Annotated in this window: 22 protein-coding genes and 1 tRNA gene; 9 read left to right on the top strand and 14 right to left on the bottom strand. The window is 32.3% G+C overall.

Features of this window, described 5'->3' with window-relative positions; genetic code table 11:
* Nucleotides 1-2: 2 nt before the first annotated feature.
* Genes frr through ispG form a run of 5 tightly spaced genes read left to right on the top strand, consistent with a single transcriptional unit; the run spans nucleotide 3 to nucleotide 4,458 of the window.
* Nucleotides 3-572 carry a ribosome recycling factor gene (gene frr / locus ACP5SP_RS02145; RefSeq protein WP_424586693.1) on the top strand — a complete coding sequence of 190 codons (570 nt, stop codon included), beginning with the start codon at nucleotides 3-5 and terminating at the stop codon, nucleotides 570-572.
* Nucleotides 572-1,261, top strand: coding sequence for an isoprenyl transferase (locus ACP5SP_RS02140; protein WP_424586694.1), 690 nt, complete (start codon nucleotides 572-574; stop codon nucleotides 1,259-1,261). Before frr ends, ACP5SP_RS02140 begins: the two co-directional genes overlap by 1 nt.
* Nucleotides 1,254-2,387: a 1-deoxy-D-xylulose-5-phosphate reductoisomerase gene (locus tag ACP5SP_RS02135; protein ID WP_424586695.1), complete on the top strand. Its 1,134-nt coding sequence runs from the start codon at nucleotides 1,254-1,256 to the stop codon at nucleotides 2,385-2,387. The genes ACP5SP_RS02140 and ACP5SP_RS02135 overlap by 8 nt, the downstream gene beginning before the upstream one ends.
* A complete protein-coding gene (gene rseP, locus ACP5SP_RS02130) occupies nucleotides 2,384-3,418 on the top strand; it encodes an RIP metalloprotease RseP (RefSeq protein WP_428075956.1) in 1,035 nt (344 codons plus the stop codon). The genes ACP5SP_RS02135 and rseP overlap by 4 nt, the downstream gene beginning before the upstream one ends.
* Complete coding sequence (gene ispG, locus ACP5SP_RS02125; RefSeq protein WP_416084594.1) at nucleotides 3,415-4,458, top strand: flavodoxin-dependent (E)-4-hydroxy-3-methylbut-2-enyl-diphosphate synthase; 1,044 nt, start codon at nucleotides 3,415-3,417, stop codon at nucleotides 4,456-4,458. The genes rseP and ispG overlap by 4 nt, the downstream gene beginning before the upstream one ends.
* On the opposite strand, the gene ACP5SP_RS02120 is transcribed toward ispG, so the two are convergent.
* Nucleotides 4,455-5,549: a DNA double-strand break repair nuclease NurA gene (locus tag ACP5SP_RS02120; RefSeq protein ID WP_428066317.1), complete on the bottom strand. Its 1,095-nt coding sequence runs from the start codon at nucleotides 5,547-5,549 to the stop codon at nucleotides 4,455-4,457. The two genes, ispG and ACP5SP_RS02120, sit on opposite strands and share 4 nt — an antisense overlap.
* Nucleotides 5,550-5,604: 55 nt before the next feature.
* On the opposite strand from ACP5SP_RS02120, the gene ACP5SP_RS02115 reads away from it, so the two are divergent.
* The 4 genes from ACP5SP_RS02115 to folE2 all read left to right on the top strand — a co-directional run bounded on the left by ACP5SP_RS02115 (nucleotide 5,605) and on the right by folE2 (nucleotide 8,099).
* Complete coding sequence (locus ACP5SP_RS02115) at nucleotides 5,605-6,825, top strand: DUF401 family protein (RefSeq protein WP_416084596.1); 1,221 nt, start codon at nucleotides 5,605-5,607, stop codon at nucleotides 6,823-6,825.
* A gap of 37 nt (nucleotides 6,826-6,862) precedes the next feature.
* A tRNA-Ser gene (locus ACP5SP_RS02110) sits at nucleotides 6,863-6,953 on the top strand.
* A 13-nt stretch (nucleotides 6,954-6,966) separates the two neighbouring features.
* A complete protein-coding gene (queD, locus tag ACP5SP_RS02105) occupies nucleotides 6,967-7,320 on the top strand; it encodes a 6-carboxytetrahydropterin synthase QueD (RefSeq protein WP_424586698.1) in 354 nt (117 codons plus the stop codon).
* Nucleotides 7,317-8,099 carry a GTP cyclohydrolase FolE2 gene (folE2, locus tag ACP5SP_RS02100; RefSeq protein WP_424596501.1) on the top strand — a complete coding sequence of 261 codons (783 nt, stop codon included), beginning with the start codon at nucleotides 7,317-7,319 and terminating at the stop codon, nucleotides 8,097-8,099. Before queD ends, folE2 begins: the two co-directional genes overlap by 4 nt.
* Here the strand turns inward: folE2 and ACP5SP_RS02095 are convergent.
* The 13 genes from ACP5SP_RS02095 to ACP5SP_RS02035 form a co-directional block, all read right to left on the bottom strand.
* On the bottom strand, nucleotides 8,067-8,651 hold the full coding sequence (locus ACP5SP_RS02095; protein WP_416084599.1) for a DUF1461 domain-containing protein: 585 nt from the start codon (nucleotides 8,649-8,651) through the stop codon (nucleotides 8,067-8,069). The genes folE2 and ACP5SP_RS02095 overlap by 33 nt on opposite strands.
* On the bottom strand, nucleotides 8,648-10,888 hold the full coding sequence (locus ACP5SP_RS02090) for a DEAD/DEAH box helicase (RefSeq protein WP_428075954.1): 2,241 nt from the start codon (nucleotides 10,886-10,888) through the stop codon (nucleotides 8,648-8,650). The genes ACP5SP_RS02095 and ACP5SP_RS02090 overlap by 4 nt, the downstream gene beginning before the upstream one ends.
* A 3-nt stretch (nucleotides 10,889-10,891) precedes the next feature.
* Nucleotides 10,892-11,650, bottom strand: a complete 759-nt coding sequence (gene tpiA, locus ACP5SP_RS02085; protein ID WP_416084601.1) for a triose-phosphate isomerase — start codon at nucleotides 11,648-11,650, stop codon at nucleotides 10,892-10,894.
* Between the two features lie 2 nt (nucleotides 11,651-11,652).
* Nucleotides 11,653-12,051: a cytidine deaminase gene (cdd, locus tag ACP5SP_RS02080; protein WP_424586701.1), complete on the bottom strand. Its 399-nt coding sequence runs from the start codon at nucleotides 12,049-12,051 to the stop codon at nucleotides 11,653-11,655.
* Nucleotides 12,038-13,333, bottom strand: coding sequence for a hemolysin family protein (locus tag ACP5SP_RS02075; protein WP_424606438.1), 1,296 nt, complete (start codon nucleotides 13,331-13,333; stop codon nucleotides 12,038-12,040). The genes cdd and ACP5SP_RS02075 overlap by 14 nt, the downstream gene beginning before the upstream one ends.
* Entirely contained in the window at nucleotides 13,321-13,794 is a 474-nt protein-coding gene (gene ybeY / locus ACP5SP_RS02070; RefSeq protein WP_424586703.1) for an rRNA maturation RNase YbeY, read from the bottom strand. The genes ACP5SP_RS02075 and ybeY overlap by 13 nt, the downstream gene beginning before the upstream one ends.
* Nucleotides 13,784-15,832 (bottom strand): HD family phosphohydrolase, encoded by a 2,049-nt coding sequence (locus ACP5SP_RS02065; protein ID WP_424586704.1) that lies wholly within the window; start codon nucleotides 15,830-15,832, stop codon nucleotides 13,784-13,786. The genes ybeY and ACP5SP_RS02065 overlap by 11 nt, the downstream gene beginning before the upstream one ends.
* Nucleotides 15,795-16,763 carry a PhoH family protein gene (locus tag ACP5SP_RS02060; RefSeq protein ID WP_416084606.1) on the bottom strand — a complete coding sequence of 323 codons (969 nt, stop codon included), beginning with the start codon at nucleotides 16,761-16,763 and terminating at the stop codon, nucleotides 15,795-15,797. Before ACP5SP_RS02060 ends, ACP5SP_RS02065 begins: the two co-directional genes overlap by 38 nt.
* A gap of 43 nt (nucleotides 16,764-16,806) precedes the next feature.
* Nucleotides 16,807-17,811 (bottom strand): Mrp/NBP35 family ATP-binding protein, encoded by a 1,005-nt coding sequence (locus ACP5SP_RS02055; RefSeq protein WP_424586705.1) that lies wholly within the window; start codon nucleotides 17,809-17,811, stop codon nucleotides 16,807-16,809.
* Nucleotides 17,783-18,220 (bottom strand): RrF2 family transcriptional regulator, encoded by a 438-nt coding sequence (locus ACP5SP_RS02050; protein ID WP_424586706.1) that lies wholly within the window; start codon nucleotides 18,218-18,220, stop codon nucleotides 17,783-17,785. The genes ACP5SP_RS02055 and ACP5SP_RS02050 overlap by 29 nt, the downstream gene beginning before the upstream one ends.
* 69 nt (nucleotides 18,221-18,289) lie before the next feature.
* On the bottom strand, nucleotides 18,290-19,021 hold the full coding sequence (locus ACP5SP_RS02045) for a class I SAM-dependent methyltransferase (protein ID WP_416084609.1): 732 nt from the start codon (nucleotides 19,019-19,021) through the stop codon (nucleotides 18,290-18,292).
* Nucleotides 19,008-19,910: a pseudouridine-5'-phosphate glycosidase gene (locus tag ACP5SP_RS02040; RefSeq protein ID WP_428066327.1), complete on the bottom strand. Its 903-nt coding sequence runs from the start codon at nucleotides 19,908-19,910 to the stop codon at nucleotides 19,008-19,010. The genes ACP5SP_RS02045 and ACP5SP_RS02040 overlap by 14 nt, the downstream gene beginning before the upstream one ends.
* Nucleotides 19,907-20,638: a nucleoside phosphorylase gene (locus ACP5SP_RS02035; RefSeq protein WP_424586708.1), complete on the bottom strand. Its 732-nt coding sequence runs from the start codon at nucleotides 20,636-20,638 to the stop codon at nucleotides 19,907-19,909. Before ACP5SP_RS02035 ends, ACP5SP_RS02040 begins: the two co-directional genes overlap by 4 nt.
* Between the last annotated feature and the right edge of the window lie 2 nt (nucleotides 20,639-20,640).

Here is a 20,640-nt window from a genome sequence, read left to right as displayed (position 1 = left end):
GAATGAATGCAGAATTAGAGAAGAAAATCTTGAGCGAAGCAGAAGAAAAAATGAAAAAGGCAATAGAAGTAATGGAACGCGAGTTTGCAAAAATTATGGCAACACGTGTTACTCCAGAAATTCTTGATCCTGTAAAAGTTGAGGCTTATGGGACTTTGATGCCGTTAAAACAGGTTGCAACAGTTGTTGCACCTAAACCAAGACTCTTGGTTATTGAACCATGGGATAAATCACTTTTAAAGGAAATTGAACGAGCTATACTTAAGGCAAATTTGGGAGTAACTCCTCAGAGTGACGGGACAACAATTACCCTTCCTTTTCCTAAGCTTACAGAAGAAGAAAGGCAGAAATTTGTAGTGCAAGTCAAAAAACTTGCAGAAGAATTTCGTGAGGAAATAAGAGCAATTAGACGTGATGAAATTGAAAAAGTAAAAACTATGGAAAAGAATAAAGAAATTTCAGAGGATGATAAATTTAGACTCCAAGAAAAGATACAACAACTTACCGAAAAATATATTGATATAATTGATGAAAGACTCGAAAAGAAAGAAAAAGAAATATTGGAGGTTTAATGGATAAAATCTCTTCCGTTCCCAAACATGTTGCAATAATCATGGATGGGAACGGAAGGTGGGCTGTTGAAAAAGGTTTAAAAAGAATAGAAGGACACAGAGCAGGCGTAAAGGTAGTAAAAAAAATAGTAGAGGCATCAGTAGAAGTAGGTGTTAAGTATTTAACTTTATATGCTTTTTCTACCGAAAATTGGAAAAGGAGTACTGAAGAGGTTTCTTTTTTGCTTAATCTATTTGTTGATGCAATTCAGAACTATATACCTGAATTAAAAGAAAACTCTATAAAACTAAATTTCATTGGCGATTTTTCTCCACTTCCTATGCCATTAAGGAAAACAATGGAATATGCAATTAAAGAAACTGAATCAGGTTCGAAATTGGTCTTGACAATAGCAATTAACTACGGCGGAAGACATGAGATAGTTGAAGCATGTAAGAAAATTTGTAAAAGTGGAGAAGATATTAATGAGACAAATTTTTTGAAATACCTTTACACTTTTAATCTACCTGATCCTGATTTATTAATAAGAACGAGTGGTGAAATGAGAATAAGTAATTTTCTTCTTTTCCAAATAGCATATACTGAACTATACTTCACAAAAACACTTTGGCCTGATTTTACAAAAGAAGAATTTTTTAAAATACTTGAAGACTTTAGTAAAAGAGAGAGAAGGTTTGGTGGTGTCTAAAAGAATTGTTATATTCGGTTCTACTGGTACCTTAGGTAGAAAGTCTTTTGATTTAGCTTTAAAACTTGGATTTAAAATTGTCGGTCTTACTGCTTTTAAGAATTTGGAGGGAATAAATAAGCAAGTAGAAATTGCAAAGCCATCCTTCATCGCATTAGATGGACAGTTCATCCATAATTTTGAATCCGCTAATACTAAAGTTTGCGCTCTTGAGAATGTTCATGAATGTCTACTAGAAGTAAAACCTGATCTTGTGCTTTTTCTTGCCTCTGGCATTTCTTCTGCACAGTCTATTAAGGTTTGCATTGATAATGGAATCAGAATAGGGATAGCAAATAAAGAGAGTATAATTTCATTTGGTGAAATACTTTTTGAGAACAGAGAATATGGTGACAATGTAATTCCGATTGACTCAGAAGCTTCAGCAGTTTTCCAAATTCTAAAAGGTGAAGAGAAGGAATCAATAGAAAAAATTATTATTACTGCATCAGGAGGTCCTTTTTTTGGCTATAAAAGAGAAACTCTTCAAAGAGTTAATTTGGATGATGTTCTTAAGCATCCAAATTGGCAAATGGGAAAAAAAATTACAGTAGATTCAGCAAACCTTGTAAATAAAGCGTTTGAAATAATTGAGACTCATTTTTTATTTAATGTTCCGTATTCAATAATCGAGGCCCTAGTCCAGCGAGAAAGCGTGATCCACGCAATGGTAGAATTTGTTGATGGTGAAATTAAAGCGCTTTTAAGTAAGCCAGATATGTTATTGCCTATTCAGTATGCATTAACATATCCTCAAAGAGTGGAATTTAACTTGCAAAGGCTTGATTTAGCATCATTGGGAAAACTTACATTCTATGAAATCGATAGAGAAACTTTTCCACTTTTTGACGTGATATTAAACTATGCAATGCTTGGCGGAACATATTTACCTTCTATTGTTGCAATTGACGAAGTTTTGGTTGAGAAATTCATAAATGGCGAAATTAAATTCCTTGATATTGAGAGACTGTTTATAGAATTTCTTAGCAAAGTTGAATACCAAAAGATTGGCTCATTGGAGGAAGCCAAGTTTGTTTATAATGAGATAAAAAACAAAGTAATTGAATTTGTGAGGAGAAAAATATGAGCGGAATTATCTATGCAATCTATGGAGTTTTAGTAATAAGTTTTCTTGCGCTTGCACATGAATTTGGGCATTTTATAGTGGCGAGAATTTCAAAAATTCCTGTGGAAGAATTTGCAATAGGTTTTGGTCCTTCAATTTATGAGCGAAAGTCTAAAGGCCCAAATGGCATGAATTTTAAAATTGGTCTTTTTCCTATTTTAGGTTATGTAAAAATAAAAGGGATGGAAGATAATTATGATGACCCTGAAGGCTTTTATAATAAGGGATTCATTGCAAAGTTCTTTACAATTCTTGCTGGACCTCTTATGAATTTAGTTGTCGCAATTCTTATTTTTGGTATTGTATTTAGTGTGTTTGGTAATCCATTGTCACCTACCACTACAATTTCAACAGTAGTTACTGGTAGTCCTGCTGAAATTGCAGGGTTGAAAAGTGGCGATACTATACTTAGAGTAAATAATATAGACATAAAAACATGGAATGAATTAGTTAGTGCTATACAAAGCAATAAAGGAAATCCAGCTATGATTGAAGTTGAAAGAGGAACCGAAATAGTTCATGTTAAAGTAGTGCCACAGTATGATTCTGTACGTGGTAAATGGATGATAGGAATTTCTCCCAAGGGAGAAATATATCCGTTAGGTCAATCACTCATTGAAGCTGTAAAATGGACTTTTTCAACCCTATTTCAAATGTTTACTTTTCTTCCGAAACTCTTTACAAGAGCAGGTGTTTCATCTGTAACTGGACCTATTGGAATTATTGCAATGACAGGAGAAGCGGCAAGCGCCGGGTTTTTAAATCTTCTTTTCTTTGTTGCCTATATAAGTATTGCTCTTGCATTCACCAATTTGCTACCAATACCTCCACTTGATGGAAGTTGGCTTGTAATAATCCTAGTTGAAGGCATTACTCGTAGAAAAGTTTCAAAAGAACTTACAGCAAAGATACAAAGTATTGCACTGATATTCATGCTGTTTTTGATGTTTATTGTAAGTATAAATGATATAATGAAGTTAATTAGCAAATGAGAAAGATAAAAAAAGAAATTCGCATTGGCGATTTTGTAATTGGAGGCAATAATCCAATACGTGTTCAGTCAATGACAAAAACTGACACAAGAGATGTTGAGTCGACTGTTAATCAAATTCTAATGCTTGAGGATTATGGCTGCGAAATTATACGTGTTGCTGTTAGAGATCTTGAGGCAGCCTCTAAAATTAAAGATATAAAAAAGTCAATTCATATCCCTCTTGTCGCTGATGTACATTTTGATCCCCGAATTGCAATCGAAGCAATATTGAATGGTGCAGATAAAATAAGATTGAACCCTTCAAACATTAACGATAAAGAATGGATCAAAAAAATAGCATTACTCTGCAAAGAAAGAGGAATTCCGATAAGAGTAGGAGCTAATCTCGGCTCGTTTAAAGAAAAACCAAAAAATTTAGAAGAAGCTTTGGTTGAAAGCGTAAAAAAAGAAGTACAAATACTCAATTCGGTAGGTTTTGAAAATATAGTTATTTCTGCAAAGACCTCAGATGTACTTCTTACTATTAAAGTAAACAAAATGCTAAGTGAAATCTTTGAGTATCCGATTCATATAGGAATAACAGAAGCGGGACCTTTAAGAGATTCGCTTATAAAAAGTGGTATAGGGCTAGGAATACTCTTAAATGAGGGTATCGGAGATACTTTAAGAGTTTCAATTACTGGCGATCCTGTTGAAGAAGTTATTGCAGGATACAATATTTTGAAGGCTCTCGGTCTAAGAAAACATGGACTTGAAATAATTTCTTGTCCTACATGTGGCAGGGCCGAAGTTGATATTGAAAAAATAGTGAATAAATTAAATGTTGATTTTGCAAAAGTTAATAAAAGTATTAAAGTTGCAGTTATGGGGTGCGTTGTTAATGGACCCGGGGAGGCAAAAGATGCAGATGTTGGAGTTGCCTGCGGAAAAAATTCGGGTGTTTTATTTAAAAAAGGAAAAATAGTTAGGATATTAGATGGAAATGAAATATATGATGTGCTTAAAAAAGAGATTGAATCAGTTATAAATAATAACTAAATCTTTCTTGAAATCTTTGAAAAAAATTTCTCTGAATAATTTGTAAATTCTCCAAGTTTTGATCTTATTGAATTTTCAATAAATTGCTTTTCTTGGTCACCTATAACTGCCTCAAAGTGCGCTAGTTTAAGAATAAGAGGATAACCTTTTCCTCTATTAATTTCAGTAAAAAGAATCTTATTTAGTTTATCAAAAAGATTTTTATTCTCATAAACAAAGTCCGGAATTTCAACTCTTATTACTTCGTACTCAGTTTTTATGAAGTAAAAATAGATTTTATTCATGTAATAAGAGAGTAGTTTTTCTGTTGATGAAAACACAGATGTTCTTTGGTTTTTTTTCAAGATATAGTTAATTAGATCAGAATCATTCAAATTTAGTAACAATCGATAGTCAAGACTTATACCCTTTCCTTTAAGATATAGTATTAATGACTTAATAACTTCTTTGGACCTTGTTCCACTTATATAGCCTGCTATTGGCTTTTTTAGGTTGACTGAGGTAGTAATTGGGCTTTCAAAAATTTTTATTGCAGCTTGTGCATTGATTTTTTGAGTTCTTTTTAATCCCCAGAGAATTAGTGAGCCATCAAAAAGAGTAATGTCAGGATTATATTTGCTTATGTTTTCAGAGAGAAATTCGGCTTCTTTCAAAAGCATTTTAAGATTTATATCTTGTTCCGACAATAATTCACCATTTAGATCGTATATATCATTTTCATTGAAAAAAATTTCTGCTTTATTTTTTACTTCATGCACTGGAGATTTGCCAATTTTTTCAAAAACTGAAGCAACGTTTATTACATAAAACGGGAAGGGCAGTCTTTCTTCTATTGTAATTCTTGATCCATCGGAAGCAAGTATTGAATAATCCTTAACAAAGTTCTCGACAAAGTTACTTACTGAAAATTTTTCTTCAAATTTTGCGTAATTATGTTCGGGAGGAGACGAAATTGTATCGAAAAAAGAAGGGTCAATATTAAATACTTCTTTACATAAGGTATTCATTATTTGGCTTTTTTCAATATCTTTTTTGACGAAATAGTCTTCGATTTTTTTAATCTGTTCAAAAAAGTTTTTATCAAAATTCATAAATAAATTATACATTTATTTCAAAAAGAGTCAAAAATTGATATAATCGTTAAGTATGAAAGATTTGCTTTTTCTTATAATTGCCCTAGCCTTGGTAGGAATTTTTGTTCAATTGAGATTCAGCATTGCTGTTTCAATTTTTCTTATTGCAATCATAACATCTTTTTTCAAAGATTTGAATATAATTAGAATCTTTCAGTTGATGCTACAAACATTATCTCACTTAGATACTATCAATATGATACTTGTAATAATTATAGTGACTTATCTTGGTGAGCTTTTGAAAACTTCAGGACTGCTTTCAGATATCACAGAAGACTTCAAAAAAATACTTTCACCTAAAGCCTTCCTTCCTATCTTTTCTCTTGTGGTTGGGTTACTACCAATGCCAGGAGGTGCACTCGTCTCTGCTCCAATGGTTGATGAAGGGGCAATGGATGTAGAAATTAATTCAGATGAGAAAGCGTTATTAAACTTTTGGTTTAGACATGTTTGGGAACCTATTTCACCTCTTTATCCAGAGTTTCTATTAGGTGTTTCTATTCTTGGAACAACAATTTTCAAAATTATTTCTATTCAGTGGCCTATTTCCGTAGGAATGTTTTTTTCGGGAATTATCTTCATAGTTCCTTTTATTAAAAATGGGAAAAAACAAAAAAATCGGACAGATTTATATACTGCGTTTGACATTCTGAAAAATTTATCTCCCATTATTTTGATTTTTGCATTTCTCATGATTTTTAAAAAATATCCTAGTTTTGTTTCAATGTTATTTGGTTTAGTATATCTAATAATTTTGAGAAAAGTGCCATTCAAAACACTAAAGCTGTCTTTCAAGTATAAGAAAATTTTAGAGTACACGTTCCTTATATATGCGATTTTCTTTCTCAGAGAGATTGTAACATCAACAAATTTTGCTCAAAGTATATTTATTGAACTTCAATCACTTAAAACTCCTACATATTTGATTCTGTTTATTCTTCCATTCTCAATCGGCTTTCTTGCGGGAATTTCTTCTGCTTCCATTGGTATTGCATATCCGCTTCTTATGCCACTTTTGAAGGTTGGTAATTCTCTTATTCCATCAAACATACTTATTGCATATTTTGGTGTCTGGACTGCCCTATTATTTACTCCAATGCATCTTTGTCTTTCACTTAGTGTCGATTATTTCAAAACTGAATTTAAAAGAGTTTATAGGTTGATGTTAAAACCATTTCTATTTTTACTCACTATAACGCTCTCTTGGGCGTTATTCCTAAAATTTAAACCTTGATTTTTTTAGCAAAATTTGATATCATTTATATGCATTTGGAGAGGTGACCGAGTGGCTTAAGGTGCACGCCTGGAGAGCGTGTGCGGGTCAAAAGCCTGCCGTGGGTTCAAATCCCACCCTCTCCGCCATTTTGGAGGTAAAATGTTTCTTCTATCAAGGGAATTCTCTTTTGATGCAGCACATAGAGTTATTGATTATCATGGTAAGTGCGAAAATATGCACGGTCACACTTATCACCTTGTTGTCACTATCACTGGTGATCTTAAAGATGATGGGATGGTTCTGGACTTTTCTATTTTAAAACAAATTGTCCAAGACAAGGTTATTTCTATCCTTGATCACAAATATTTAAACGAAATGTTTGAAAATCCAACAACAGAGCTAGTCGCACAATGGATTTTTAATACCTTAGATAATGCTTTTAGGGAATTCGGTTGCTCTGTATTTGAGATTATACTTTACGAAGGAGATAATAACAGGGTGGTTGTAAGATGAAAGATGTGCAAAGCGAGAGAGATGAAAGAAATATATTTATTGAAAAAGTAGGTGTTTCTTCAATAAGATACCCAATACGTATTATGGATAAGCAAAACGGTTTTCAAAATACAGTTGCATTAATTGATATTTACGTAGATCTTCCTTCGGAGTATAGAGGTACACATATGAGTCGATTTGTAGAAGTCCTTAACCGCCATAGAAACAATATGTCGCTTTCAAATTTAGAAAGAATACTTGATGATATTAAACAAGAATTGAAAGCAAAAGTTGCACATATTATTTTAAAATTTCCTTACTTCGTTCTTAAAAAAGCGCCAATAACTAAAGAAGAAAGTTATATGGATTATGAATGTGCATTTATAGCCTCTAAAGACGAAAAATTCGATTTTATTCTCGAAGTAAATGTTCCAGTTCATCTTTTGTGTCCTTGTTCTAAGGAAATAGCGGATTTTGGAGCACACAATCAGCGTGCAAATATAAAAGTTAGAACAAAAATGGATAGACTTGTATGGATTGAAGAAATTGTCGAGATGGTTGAAAATTCTGCAAGCGCACCACTTTATGCTTTACTTAAACGTCCAGATGAAAAATACATAACTGAGAAAGCATATATGAATCCAATGTTTGTAGAAGACATTGTAAGAGAAGTCTCAATTTTATTAAATCAAGATGATAGAATTACTTATTATGAAGTTGAAGCTATAAGCTATGAAAGTATACACAATCACAATGCTTATGCATATCTACATAGAGACAAGAAAAATTATAAGGATTGATAGGATTGTTATGCTTACAAACCAAACATAAGCAAGATTCATAAAAACACTCTCGGGAAAGAGTCTTATAAGGAGAGTAGAGGGATCTAAAAGCCAAAAACTGTTCCTGAAAAGTATTTTATGAAAAATTATAAACGCTGAGTCAAAATTAGTTAAACTGAAAGTAAGAATTAAAGCAACAATCGCTAAAGCGATAAAAGATGCTTGCTTCATGATTAATTTATCTACTTGTTTCTTAAATATCAAAATGCCCATAATTGATAGTATAAAAACAAAAAGTGCAAAACATATCAGAGTTTTAACATCCTTCATATGAATTTTTTCTATGTAGGACAATTCCTGCATTTCTAAAAATGGTTTGTTATTGAAAAAGTACCACACAATTTGCGAAACTTTATTTAAGTAATCTTTTTTCTCGATATTGTTGTAGTCTTTTAAATCTAATTTATCGTAAAGATAGGAAAAAATTAAATGATTTAGAAGAAGTATTGTAAATAAAGGTAGAAGTATTAATATAAAAACTATAAGAATTATAAGAATTTTTTTAATCATGATATTATCTCTCTTAATAGCATTACGGCTCCACTTTTACTTAGAGGATTATTTTCATTGCCACACTTTGGCGAATAAATACAAGAAGGACAACCATCTTTGCAGGGACAAGAAGTAATGCTTTTCAAAGCAGTTTCAATAAGTTCATCAAGTCTTTCAAATGCCTTTTCTGTTATGCCAACTCCTCCCTCAATTCCGTCGTATAAGAAAATCGTAGTTTGATTTGTATCAGGATGCATTGGGTGGGAAACACCGCCTATATCGTTTCTATCACATTGTACAATAAGAGGTAATATACCAACCATTGCATGTTCTGCTGCATGAATTGCACCTAAAAAATCGTCAATCTTCTTTATTTTCTCTGTAATATTGTTGTCAATCGTTATCCAAAGTGCTTTTGTTTTGAAATCGATTTTCGGTAATTCTAAGGGTAGGGTTTCTATTTTTCTGTCTGTGAAAAATTGTTTTTTTACAAATCCTCTTATAACTTCTTCTACTGTAACTTCACCAAAGTATGCTTTAACCTTGAACACATTTTTTTCTTTTAATATATTGTCTATCAAGATAGTTTCTATTGCAAGAGAATCAGTATAATAATCAGTCATTTCTTTTTTGAGATAAATTTCTTTATTTTCAAGATCCATCTTCTTTACCAAGTAAGTTTCACCTAAGTGAAGATAAACTGCACCCAAAAATGCTTCTTCAAGTGCTCGATTTTTTGATATTCTTTCAAGGATAGTGTTCTTTTCTAAATCAATCAACTTTATGTTTTCTTCTCCAGAACTTCTTAAATTCACCTGAGGTGCAGGCGATTTTCTACCATTGAAGAAGTGCTTATCACCTTTTTTTAAAATTAAATTTTCTTTCTGTAAATCGCTTATAGTTTCTTTTAATGTATTTCCAAAATATTCGCTGTCTACATCAATTTGGATGGGAAGTTCATAAGCTGCACACAAGATATGTGGTTTTAGGATATAAGGATTATTTAAATCAATATTTAAACTCTCAAATTTTCCACGAAAAAGATAATCCGGATCTTTTGTAAAGTATTGGTCTAAGGGATTACTACTTGTCAAGAAGAAAGTAGTTGACTCATGAGTTCTCCCCGATCTTCCTGATTGCTGGAATAGGCTTGCAATTGTGCCAGGATATCCAACAATTACAGTTGAATCTAGCTCCCCAATATCAATTCCAAGCTCGAGTGCGTTTGTTGCAACAATACATTTAATTTCTCCACTTTTTATTTTTTTTTCAATCGATCTTCTAAGTTCTTTAGAATAACCTGCTCTGTAAGAAGAAATTAGGAAAGACTCACCCAGCCTTTCCTGGAGAAGTTTAGTTAATATTTCAACACCTTGACGGGATTTTACGAAAACAATTACTGTCTGGTTAGTTTTTAATAATATTTCAATCAGATTTGTTGCCTCTTGTATAATATTTTTTCTCAAATTCATAGCTTCATTTACAATAGGTGGATTGTAAATTATGAATAGTTTTTTGAATGGTGAAGTGATAGGACCTTTAACCAATTCAAATCTTTCTCCTACTAATTTATATGCGAACTCAAGGGGGTTCTCAAGAGTTGCGGAAGATAAGATGAATTGTGGGTAGCTTCCGTAGTACGATAAAATTCTTCTAAGCCTTCGTAGAACCATTGAAATATGTGAGCCAAGAACTCCTGAATAATAATGAGCTTCATCAATTACTACAAACTTTAGATTACTTAAAAAACGACTCCACAAGATATGGTTGGGAAGCATTCCTACATGAAGTATATCTGGATTTGCAATAATAATTCTTCCGAATTTTCTAAGATAGTGTCTTTCTTCGGCTGGTGTATCCCCATCATATGTATAAGCAGTAATTTGTGTGAATTCTACGAGTTTTTCTAACTGGTCTTGTGCTAAAGCTTTAGTGGGATATAGATATAAGGCAGAGGCATTTCTGTCTTTGCTCAATTTATTTATTATTGGAATATTAAAAGCTAGGGTTTTTCCTGACGCAGTTGAAGAAGTAATAATTACATTCAAACCCTTGTTCAGCAGATCAAATGTTTCAAGTTGATGCTTGTATAAACCAAAAATGCCCTTATTCTTTAATTTTTCTTTTAGGTCTTTATGCAACTCATCTGGGAAGTCAAAAACTTCATAATTTTGACCTTCAATTTCAAATAGCTTAACAATTTGTCCTTTGTAAGTTTCAGACGACCTTATTTCTCTTATCAAATGCTCAAGCACTTTTTATTTTAACTTTTTATTCATCAATATTTTATAAAGTTCAATAAATGTTTTACAATCAAGACTTGCTCCACCTACGAGTCCTCCGTCAATTTCTTCAACAGATGCAAGGCTGTTGAAGTTATCAGATTTTATGCTTCCACCATAAAGAATAGAAATTTCGGAAGAACTGTCTCCGAATTTCTCGTGAAGTAATTCTTTTATAAATTGATGGACTTCTTTTGCCTGTTCAGGAGTTGCATTTATCCCTGTTCCTATTGCCCACACAGGCTCATATGCAATTACAAAGTTGGTTGTATTAACACCGTTTAGACCTTTAACTATCTGTTCTCTTATAACTTCTTTTGTTTTGTTTTCGTTTCTCTCATCTAATGTTTCGCCAACACAAAGGACAGGCATTATTCCATGTCCCATCGCTGACAAGACTTTCTTGTTTATTAGACTGTTATCTTCATTGAATATATGACGTCTCTCTGAGTGTCCAATAAGAACATACTTAACTCCAATTTCATTAAGCATTAGTGGTGAAATCTCGCCAGTAAATGCTCCTTTTTCTTCATGGTACATGTTTTGCGCTCCTACACTTACGGGTAAAGATCTCACAGACTTAGCAAAACTTTCTAACGCTGTAAATGGAGGAAATATTCCAATTTTAACTTCTTCTGCATAATCCTTAAAATTTTTTAAACAATCTGCATATTCTAAAGATTCCTTTATTGTCTTATGCATTTTCCAGTTCGCAAAAAGAAAGTATTTTTTCATTTTTACCTCCCATCAAGTTTTTCTTTTAAAAAAGGAAATGGTAATAATTCTTTTATATTTGTCTCAATAATAGAACCTTTTTCGTTAACAAGTATAATAGGAAGATCATTTGAGAATTCTGAAATCACCTGTCTACAAATTCCACACGGTGGTGATGGTTCATCAGTTTTTGTTGCAACAACAAGCAATTCAAACTCATATTCGCCCTCACTTACTGCCTTAAAAATCGCAACTCTTTCTGCACAAATACTTGCACCATAACTTGAATTTTCAATATTACAACCTGTAAAAATCTTTCCACTTTTAGTTAGAAGTGCTGCACCAACTTTAAACTTTGAATATGGTGCATAAGCCTTGTTCATTGCTTCTATTGCTTTTTCTATTACCTCATTCTTTTTCATTTGTTTCACCTTCTTTCCTCTCTTCCACAAAAATTACTTTGACTTGCACTATTCTTCTATTTCTAACTTTACTTACTATGAATTTTACATTATCAATTATAATTTCTTCTCCTGGATTTGGCAATCTTCCAAAATGTTCTAAAAGTAATCCTCCTATTGTAGATGCTTCTTCACCTGAAAGCTGGACGTTAAACATTTCGTTAAAGTCATCAATGTTAAATGCTCCGGAAATAAGGTATGCATTATCATCGAGCCTCTGAACTGGCTTTTCTTCAATATCAAACTCATCTTGTATCTCTCCAACGATTTCCTCAAGAATATCTTCTATGGTAACAAGTCCCGAAACGCCTCCATATTCATCGAAAACAAGGGCAATTTGAATTTTATTCTTTTGCATCTCTTTGAACAATTCATCAACTCTTTTTGTCTCTGGTACAAAAAATGGGGCACGTAAAATTTTCCTTATATCAGGCTTTTCCTTTTTGGCGATGACTTTTAGTAAATCCTTTACATACAAGATTCCTATTACATTATCAATTTTTTCCTCATAAACTGGCAATCTTGAGTGACCACTTTTTGTTATAATATCAAGTATCTCATCAAGATCACTTTCGATATCAATTGCAACTATATCAACCCTTGGGGTCATAATTTCTTTGACTATAGTATCGCCGAATTCAAAGATTGAATATATCATTTTTTCTTCTTCATGTTCTATTAAGCCTTCTCTTTTCCCAAGTTCAATCATTGAAATAACTTCATCTTCAGATTCAAAAAATCGCTTTTCGCCAGCTTTTATACCAAAAATAAAGAGTATAAATTCTGAAATCTTTGAAAGAATAAAAGCGAATGGCTTTAAAATGTAGTAGAATGGAAGAAAAATTGTAAATGTTGCTCCTAAACTCTTCTCTGGAATTGTGCTTCCTATTGTTTTTGGCACAGTTTCGCCAAAAATAACCACAATAAGAGTAGTAGTTATAGTTGCAAGCAGAATAACAATTTCATTTGAAAACCCGAACTTATTTGAATAAATAACTGCAATATTTGTAATTAACGCTGAAATTAGAAAATTTACAAAATTATTCCCTATTACAACTGCACTTATGAAATTTTCTGGCCTCTTTTTGTGCTCCAATATAAGTTTGTAAATAAAGTTCCTTTTCGCTGCTGTTTGAATTCTTAATAGCGATGAATTAAACATTGCAGATTCAAGCATAGTGAATATAGCAGAGAAAAACAGTAATACAATAATTAATATGATACTTAAACCTAACGAAGACAAAGTTTAACCACCTGCCTTTTAATTTTAACTAAAATTTCCTTGAGAAGTTTTTCCTCTAACTGTTCCATAACAATCCTCTCATCATCTTTTTCATGATCATATCCAAGAAGATGAAGTACCCCATGAATAATTAAAAATATAAAATAGTCATTAAAATTGTTACCGAGTTTTTTTGCCTCATTTTGAGCTACTTCAGGAGAAATTAAAATTTCTCCGTAGATATTTTTTCCTTTTTCATAATCAATCTGGAATGAAAGGACATTTGTAGGTTTATCTTTTTTCCTATATCTTTTATTTATTTCTCTTATGGCATTTTTAGACAGAAGCACAATACTAATTTGTCCCTTTTCTTTAACATTTAATTCATTAAAAATAGAATCTACAACATTCTTTATACCAGTTTTATTTACCTTAAATTTTCTAACCTTATTTAAGATTTCCACTCTAACCTTACTTTCCATCAGGATACCTCTCTCTTTTATGATATATTGAAAGGAGACTTTTTACAAATGAAACTTTTACCTTTTCAAGTTCAGAAAAAGTAATTTCTGCATTTGCTAATTCTCCCTGTTTTATTCTGTCCTCAACCAATCTATTAACAAGTTCTTCAATTTTTCTGTAATCTATTTCTTCGTTGCCAAGACTCTTTGAAGCTGCTTCAACTGCATCTGCAAGAGAAACTATAACAGTTTCCTTAGTATCTGGGAGAGGTCCTGGGTATCTAAAATCGTCCATAGAAACGTTTGGATCAACTTCTTTTGCTTTAAGATAAAAATACATAATTACACTTTTTCCATGATGTGTCTCAATGAAGTGAATTATATCATCAGGGAGTCTATACCTTTTTGCAAGTTCTATTCCGTCCTTCACATGATTAATAATAATTACTTTACTTAAGCTGGGCGAAATAGTGTTATGAATATTTGCTATGTCTGTCTGATTCTCTGTGAAGTAAAAAGGATAAAGTAATTTCCCTATGTCATGATATAATGCACCGACTCTTGCCAAAAGCGAATTTGCGTTAATAGCATCAGCTGCTTGCGATGAAATATTTGCAACAAAAAGACTATGGGCAAATGTACCTGGTGCTTTAACAGACATTTCCTTGAGGAGTGGGGTGTTTAAATCGTTTAATTCAAGAAGTCTAAGAAATGTAGCCTCATTAAAGATATGCTCGAATATGTATACTATTGCGATAGCAACAATTGGTGAAAACATAAAATTTAAAAATGAATAAAACGCGTTACTAAAAGAAAGTTGGTTGGGCAACGAAAAGTTTTTATTAAGAATAAATACCACAAAAGAAACAAATGTTCCTCCAATAATGCTTGAAACAAAATAACTTGAGATTTTCTTTGTTTTATTGATGTAATAAACAATTGGAATTGAAATAGACAAAAAGACTAGTAAGACAAAAAGTGGTTGGCTAATGAATGTTAACAAATTCAATAAAAAAATAAGCGTAGAAATAAGAACATCCCTAAATGAAAAAAATTCATTAACCATTATTAAAAATAGCAATGCTGGGATTGTATAAATAGAGAAGCTTCCAAGAGAATATGATGCAATCAAAACTAAAGCAAGCAAAGTAAAATATTCTGAAATCTTTTGAAGTTTCTTTTTCTTATCATGTACTATATAAAATGCAAGAGTTCCTTCAATTATAGAAAGAAAAAACAGAAGACTTAAAGTGAAGAAACTAAATCTCTTATATAGCCCAATTTTCTCAAGTAATTTAATATCTTCTTCGGTGACTTTCTGTCCTTTTTCAATAATTTTGGTCCCTTCTTGCAATACTACTACGACTGGTTTTACATTTTTTACAGCATCCTGTATAGCTTTGTCTGTTGCATCTTCATCATATATGAAATTTGGTTTTACAAATTTTTGAACAAGCCATGAGATAATAAGCTTATCGTTACTATTTAGACCTAAGGAATCTGCATCTTTTTCAATTGACTTAATTACGTCACTGAGTTCAGTATCTCTTAAACCTTTTTTATATAAATTGTTTAACTCGTTTGCAATAAAATTCTTTAAGAAATTTAACTTATCTGTTTTAATTTCAAATAAAAGATTTGCAATTTTGGAATCATTATTACATATCTCTTTTATTGAACTAAGTTTTTCGCTGTCCGTTATTGTTGAGTCCTCTTTCACAGAATTTATTTCATTAATAAAGTTTACTATATTGTTCTGAACTTCAATTTCAACATTTGCATCGTATTTATATAGAGGTTTTACGGATTTCTTTGCATTTTCAATAGCCTGTGCAGTTTTTGTTTCATCTATATACGAAATTGTCGCTGGTACGATTATATCTTGAGGAGCAGGTTTGTTAACAGAAATATTTATTTGACCTTTTAAAGACAGAAATAAAAGAATGTAGTTTAAGGTAAGAAATAAAACAAATATAAAAGCTAAAAGTTTTAACTCTTGTGCAAAAAAATTTACTATTAATCTAGGATTTATTTTTCGATTTATTCTCAAATTTTTCATATGCATTTATTATCTTTTGAACAAGGTTATGTCTCACAATATCGGTTACATCAAGATAAACAAATTCAATTCCATCTACATTCTTCAAAATCTCGACAGCTAGTTCTAATCCATTTTTTCCTTGGCTTGCCAGTAAATCACTCTGAGTTAGATCACCAGTGACAACCATTTTTGAACCCATACCAAGTCTTGTAAGAAACATTTTCATTTGGGAGAATGTTGTGTTCTGAGCCTCGTCCATTATGATAAAGGCGTCATTTAAAGTTCTTCCCCGCATGAATGCAAGGGGAGCTATTTCTATTGTTTTATTACTGATAAGTCTTTGAGTCTTTTCTTGACCAAGGAACTCAAACAGTGCATCGTATATAGGTCTAAAATATGGGTCAACTTTTTGTTGTATATCACCTGGAAGATAACCTATTTTTTCTCCTACCTCAACAACAGGTCGAGTTAATATTATACGCGAAATTTTGTTTGATAAAAAATATTTCACTGCCATAGCTACAGACAAGAAGGTCTTTCCAGTACCAGCTGGACCAATAACAAACGTTATATCGTTTTTATTAACAGCTTCTATAAACTTTTTCTGACCTAGGGTTTTTGGAACAATACCTCTGCCTTTAACGTCCTCAATAATGATACTTGCGGGTAGCTCTTTTAGAAAATCACTATCTTTAATTTTTGTTGAGTAAATTAACTCCTCTATAGAAAAAGGATAACTTTTATCAGCAAGTCGCTCTATTTCTTTCAGTATTTTTTTAGCTAACTGAACGTTTTCATTTTTTCCACTTATGTATATTTTTTCTTCCCTTAGTGTGATTTTAACATTTAAGTTTTCTTCTAATACCCTAAAGTTTTCATCTAACACACCTGTTATTTTTAGTATGTTTTTAGAATTTTTAAGTCGTATTACCTCGGTATCTTCTCCCATTATCTAATTATAGAATAGCAGAAATACGATCAATCTCAAAACATTATTTTAGGATATTTAGAATTTCGTTAGAAATTTTGGTAAAAGCTTCTCTTACTTCACTATTACCCTCAACAAAAAACGAAGGTATTCCGTCGTCTCCACCCTCACGTACTTGAACTTCAAGAGGGACACTTCCAAGGAATGGAACGCCTTGAGATTCAGCGAGCTTCTTTCCACCACCTGCTCCAAAAATTTCGGTCTTAGTACCACAATGAGGACATCTAAAATATGACATATTCTCAATTACTCCCAAAACTTCCATGTTCATTTGCTTAAACATAACCAGTGCTTTTGAAGCATCTAAAACAGAAACGCTTTGGGGTGTTGTTACTATTATCCCATAGTGAGTTGGAATAGTCTGTGCAATTGTTAAAGCTACATCGCCTGTTCCAGGTGGCAAGTCAATCAAAAGAAAATCCAGTTCTCCCCATTCTACATCTTCATAAAGCTGTTCCAGAGCCTTAGTTGCTAATGGTCCCCTCCATATGACTGGAGTTGATGGATCTTCAAGCAAAAAACCAATCGAAATGAGCTTAACACCAAACTTTTCAACTGGGATCATTTTTCTGTCTTGGGTTACTTTTGGAAGTTCTTGCTCTACTCCAAACATTTTAGGTATATTTGGACCGTAAATATCTGCATCCATTATACCAACTTTGTATCCAAGATTTGCAAGTGCAACTGCAAGATTTGTGGTAACGGTTGATTTTCCAACTCCACCCTTTCCTGAACCAATTGCAATAATGTACTTTATCTTGGGTTGCTCCTTAAAAGTAATTTCAAATTCAACAACCTCTGCTCCGAGTTGTGTAAGTCTTTTTGAAATAATGTCTTTAAGCTGTTGAAGTGTCTCTTCATCAAGTGGATTCAGTCTAAGTGCAATATTGACTTTCTTCCCAACAACTTCAACTCCATCAATACTACCAATGTTCAGAAGCAATTTTTTGAGTTTGGGAACATAAGTTGTTTTAAGTACATCAATTACCTGTGTTTGTAAAATTGCCATAATTTAAACTCCTTTCTAACAAATCCTGTAGTGTTATTTTACTTAAAAAGTCATCCAATCTGCTTTTGAGGTATTCAAGAGATTGCATTGATATGCACTCCGCTGGCTTGCATTTAGAAGTCTTCAAACCAAATTCACATTTAACCTCAATGCTATTTCTTTTTACAGCTTGAATTATTTCAAGAACACTAATATCCTTTGGATCACGGACCATTATATAGCCACCACTTCTACCCTTCTCGCTTTCAAGGATGTGGTGTTCTCTTAACATGGAGCAAATTCTTAAAATATAGGGGAAAGAGACATTATTATTTTGTGCAATCTCACTAACTGTTGCACGTCTATCTTTCTTGCTTGCAATGTAAATGAGTGATTTTATTGCATATCCTTCAAGAGTCGTAAGAATCATTTTAACCTCTTTTCAATTATTACCAATACAGTAATATTATATTACAATTTCCAAAAAAAACAAGGCAATTTATTTAAAACCAATTATTAAAATCCTTTCGGAGTCTACATGGAATTTTTCGAAGTTGTAATTCCCATAATACTCTAACTTGCTAAAACCAACTTGTTTGAAGATATTTATCATTTCTGTTAGAGAATATATCCTTATATGTCTCAAATAGTCTTTCCTTATATTTGGTCCCACAATGTAACGATGAGTCGAAACAACAGAGGTTACAGGATTAAATTTTCGTCTTTCAAGAATGAAAATGCCATCTTCTCTTTCTTTGAATGTTTCGCGGATAAAATATTTTAGTATGTAATCTCTATTTTCAATGTCAATAATTAGAAAACCATTCTTTTTCAAAGCTTGAAAAAATAGCCTTAAGATATGTTCATTTGTGCCATCATCGAAATATCCAAAAGAAGACCACATATTTATTATTGCATCAAAGGTATTTTCAAAAGAAAGTTCTCTCATATCCATTACATCAAATGATGCATTTTCAAGTTTGAGCTGGCTTTTTGTTTCATTTGCTACCTTTATATAAATTGGGCTTGTATCAATTCCTAAAACTTTATAGCCTCTTTTAGCAAGCTCTATAGAATGTCTTCCAATACCACATCCAGCATCAAGGATGTATGAATCTTTTTCTAAAAACTTTTCAATAAAGTCTACTTGTTCTTTTGTTCTTTCTTCTTTTTGTGCAAGAAGAAAATATTTTAAATATATATCATCGAAATAATCTTTAGTCCAGTCCATTTGAAGCAATTTCTTTCGATATTAAGGAGGCAACTCTTGCATTATCCTTGATAAGTGCGATATTAGCCTGAAGAGACTTTCCTTTGCTTAGTTCAACAATCTTTGACAATATAAAGGGAGTTACGCTTTTTCCTTTAAGACCCATCTTCTTCATTTCGTCTAAAGCTTCATTAATCCATATTTCCATTGTATTATAGTCGATTTCAAATTCTTCTGGTATCGGATTTGCAACTAGAATTGCTCCTTTAATATTGAATAGTTTTTTTGCTCTTAAGATTTTTGAAACTTCAAACTCATCTGTAGGATCAATCTTTATCCCGCTCTTTCTTGAATAAAATGTTGGAAATTCATCAGTTTTATAGCCCAAAACGAGGACGCCTTTTGTCTCCAAATACTCAATTGTCTTTTCTACGTCAAGAATTGATTTTACTCCGCTTGATACAACAATAATATCTCGCTCAGCAAGTTCTTCAAGATCTCTCGAAATATCAAAAGTTTCATTTACTTCTCTGTGAACGCCACCAATACCACCAGTTGCAAAGACTTTAATGTTTGTTTTTTCTGCAAGAAATGATGTTGCAGAAACAGTTGTCCCCCCAGATAATCCTTTTGCAACTGCAAGTGGTATTTCTCTTGTTGATACTTTAATAACATCTTTCTTTTTTGCCAATGCCTCTATTTCATCTTGACTCAAACCGACAATCACAACGCCGTCGAGTATCCCTATTGTAGCAGGTACTGCACCATTTTTTATTACTACGTTTTCAACCTCAAATGCTGTTTCAATATTTTGTGGATAAGGCATTCCATGAGTAATAATCGTTGTTTCAAGAGCTACAATTGGATCTCCATTTTTAAGCGCATTTAAAACTTTATTTGAAATTCTCATTTTAGTCCTTCCTTAGATAGTCTATAAATTGCTTCGAGTCCAATTTTTATTGCATCGTCTTCAGCACGCTTGAATAATTCTTCTGCATCAAATGGTTTCATCTTTTTAAGATATACATTTCCATCGAGAGCGAAAAGTGCTCCTGCTTTAACACCTCTAAACTGACTAACTATAAATACACATCCACTTTCCATTTCTACTGCTTTTACTTGTGCTTTTACAAATTTTTCCATCTCTTCGTCAGAATATGGCACGTAAAAGGCATCTTGTGAAATTACAACCCCATACGCTATATTTGGTTTTATTTCTTTGCCTACCTCGATAAGTGTTTTTGTTATATCGAAGTTAGCTACAGCTGGAAAGGTTTGTCTTAAATAATTTTGTGTTGTTCCATCATCTCTAACACTTCCAGTTGCAATAACAATATCTCCAACATCCAATTTAGGATCAATTCCTCCTGCAGATCCAACACGAATAAAAACCTTACCACCTAGATTAATAAGCTCCTCTAGTACTATTGCAGTCGATGGTGCCCCCATTCCCGTTGTTGCTATAGTAATTCTTTCTCCTTTGTAAAAACCAGTATAGACGTAAAGTAGCCTGTATTCATTTACAAGCTTTGCACCTTCTAAAAGCTTTGACATTTTTTCAGCTCTTTGTGGATTTCCTACAAGGATTACATAGGGTGAAATGTCTTCACTTTCGCACCTAATATGAAATTGTGCCATAA

The organism is Caldisericum sp. (assembly GCF_049967455.1).
Lineage (GTDB): Bacteria > Caldisericota > Caldisericia > Caldisericales > Caldisericaceae > Caldisericum > Caldisericum exile_A.
This window is presented reverse-complemented; position numbering and strand designations above follow the sequence as displayed.

What these genes read in the sequence shown, in the direction of transcription:
- frr (WP_424586693.1), top strand. Translation starts at nt 3, where the DNA reads ATGAATGCAGAATTAGAGAAGAAAATCTTGAGCGAAGCAGAAGAAAAA.
- ACP5SP_RS02140 (WP_424586694.1), top strand. Translation starts at nt 572, where the DNA reads ATGGATAAAATCTCTTCCGTTCCCAAACATGTTGCAATAATCATGGAT.
- rseP (WP_428075956.1), top strand. Translation starts at nt 2,384, where the DNA reads ATGAGCGGAATTATCTATGCAATCTATGGAGTTTTAGTAATAAGTTTT.
- ispG (WP_416084594.1), top strand. Translation starts at nt 3,415, where the DNA reads ATGAGAAAGATAAAAAAAGAAATTCGCATTGGCGATTTTGTAATTGGA.
- ACP5SP_RS02120 (WP_428066317.1), bottom strand. Translation starts at nt 5,549, where the DNA reads ATGAATTTTGATAAAAACTTTTTTGAACAGATTAAAAAAATCGAAGAC.
- ACP5SP_RS02115 (WP_416084596.1), top strand. Translation starts at nt 5,605, where the DNA reads ATGAAAGATTTGCTTTTTCTTATAATTGCCCTAGCCTTGGTAGGAATT.
- queD (WP_424586698.1), top strand. Translation starts at nt 6,967, where the DNA reads ATGTTTCTTCTATCAAGGGAATTCTCTTTTGATGCAGCACATAGAGTT.
- folE2 (WP_424596501.1), top strand. Translation starts at nt 7,317, where the DNA reads ATGAAAGATGTGCAAAGCGAGAGAGATGAAAGAAATATATTTATTGAA.
- ACP5SP_RS02095 (WP_416084599.1), bottom strand. Translation starts at nt 8,651, where the DNA reads ATGATTAAAAAAATTCTTATAATTCTTATAGTTTTTATATTAATACTT.
- tpiA (WP_416084601.1), bottom strand. Translation starts at nt 11,650, where the DNA reads ATGAAAAAATACTTTCTTTTTGCGAACTGGAAAATGCATAAGACAATA.
- cdd (WP_424586701.1), bottom strand. Translation starts at nt 12,051, where the DNA reads ATGAAAAAGAATGAGGTAATAGAAAAAGCAATAGAAGCAATGAACAAG.
- ybeY (WP_424586703.1), bottom strand. Translation starts at nt 13,794, where the DNA reads ATGGAAAGTAAGGTTAGAGTGGAAATCTTAAATAAGGTTAGAAAATTT.
- ACP5SP_RS02065 (WP_424586704.1), bottom strand. Translation starts at nt 15,832, where the DNA reads ATGAAAAATTTGAGAATAAATCGAAAAATAAATCCTAGATTAATAGTA.
- ACP5SP_RS02060 (WP_416084606.1), bottom strand. Translation starts at nt 16,763, where the DNA reads ATGGGAGAAGATACCGAGGTAATACGACTTAAAAATTCTAAAAACATA.
- ACP5SP_RS02055 (WP_424586705.1), bottom strand. Translation starts at nt 17,811, where the DNA reads ATGGCAATTTTACAAACACAGGTAATTGATGTACTTAAAACAACTTAT.
- ACP5SP_RS02050 (WP_424586706.1), bottom strand. Translation starts at nt 18,220, where the DNA reads ATGATTCTTACGACTCTTGAAGGATATGCAATAAAATCACTCATTTAC.
- ACP5SP_RS02045 (WP_416084609.1), bottom strand. Translation starts at nt 19,021, where the DNA reads ATGGACTGGACTAAAGATTATTTCGATGATATATATTTAAAATATTTT.
- ACP5SP_RS02040 (WP_428066327.1), bottom strand. Translation starts at nt 19,910, where the DNA reads ATGAGAATTTCAAATAAAGTTTTAAATGCGCTTAAAAATGGAGATCCA.
- ACP5SP_RS02035 (WP_424586708.1), bottom strand. Translation starts at nt 20,638, where the DNA reads ATGGCACAATTTCATATTAGGTGCGAAAGTGAAGACATTTCACCCTAT.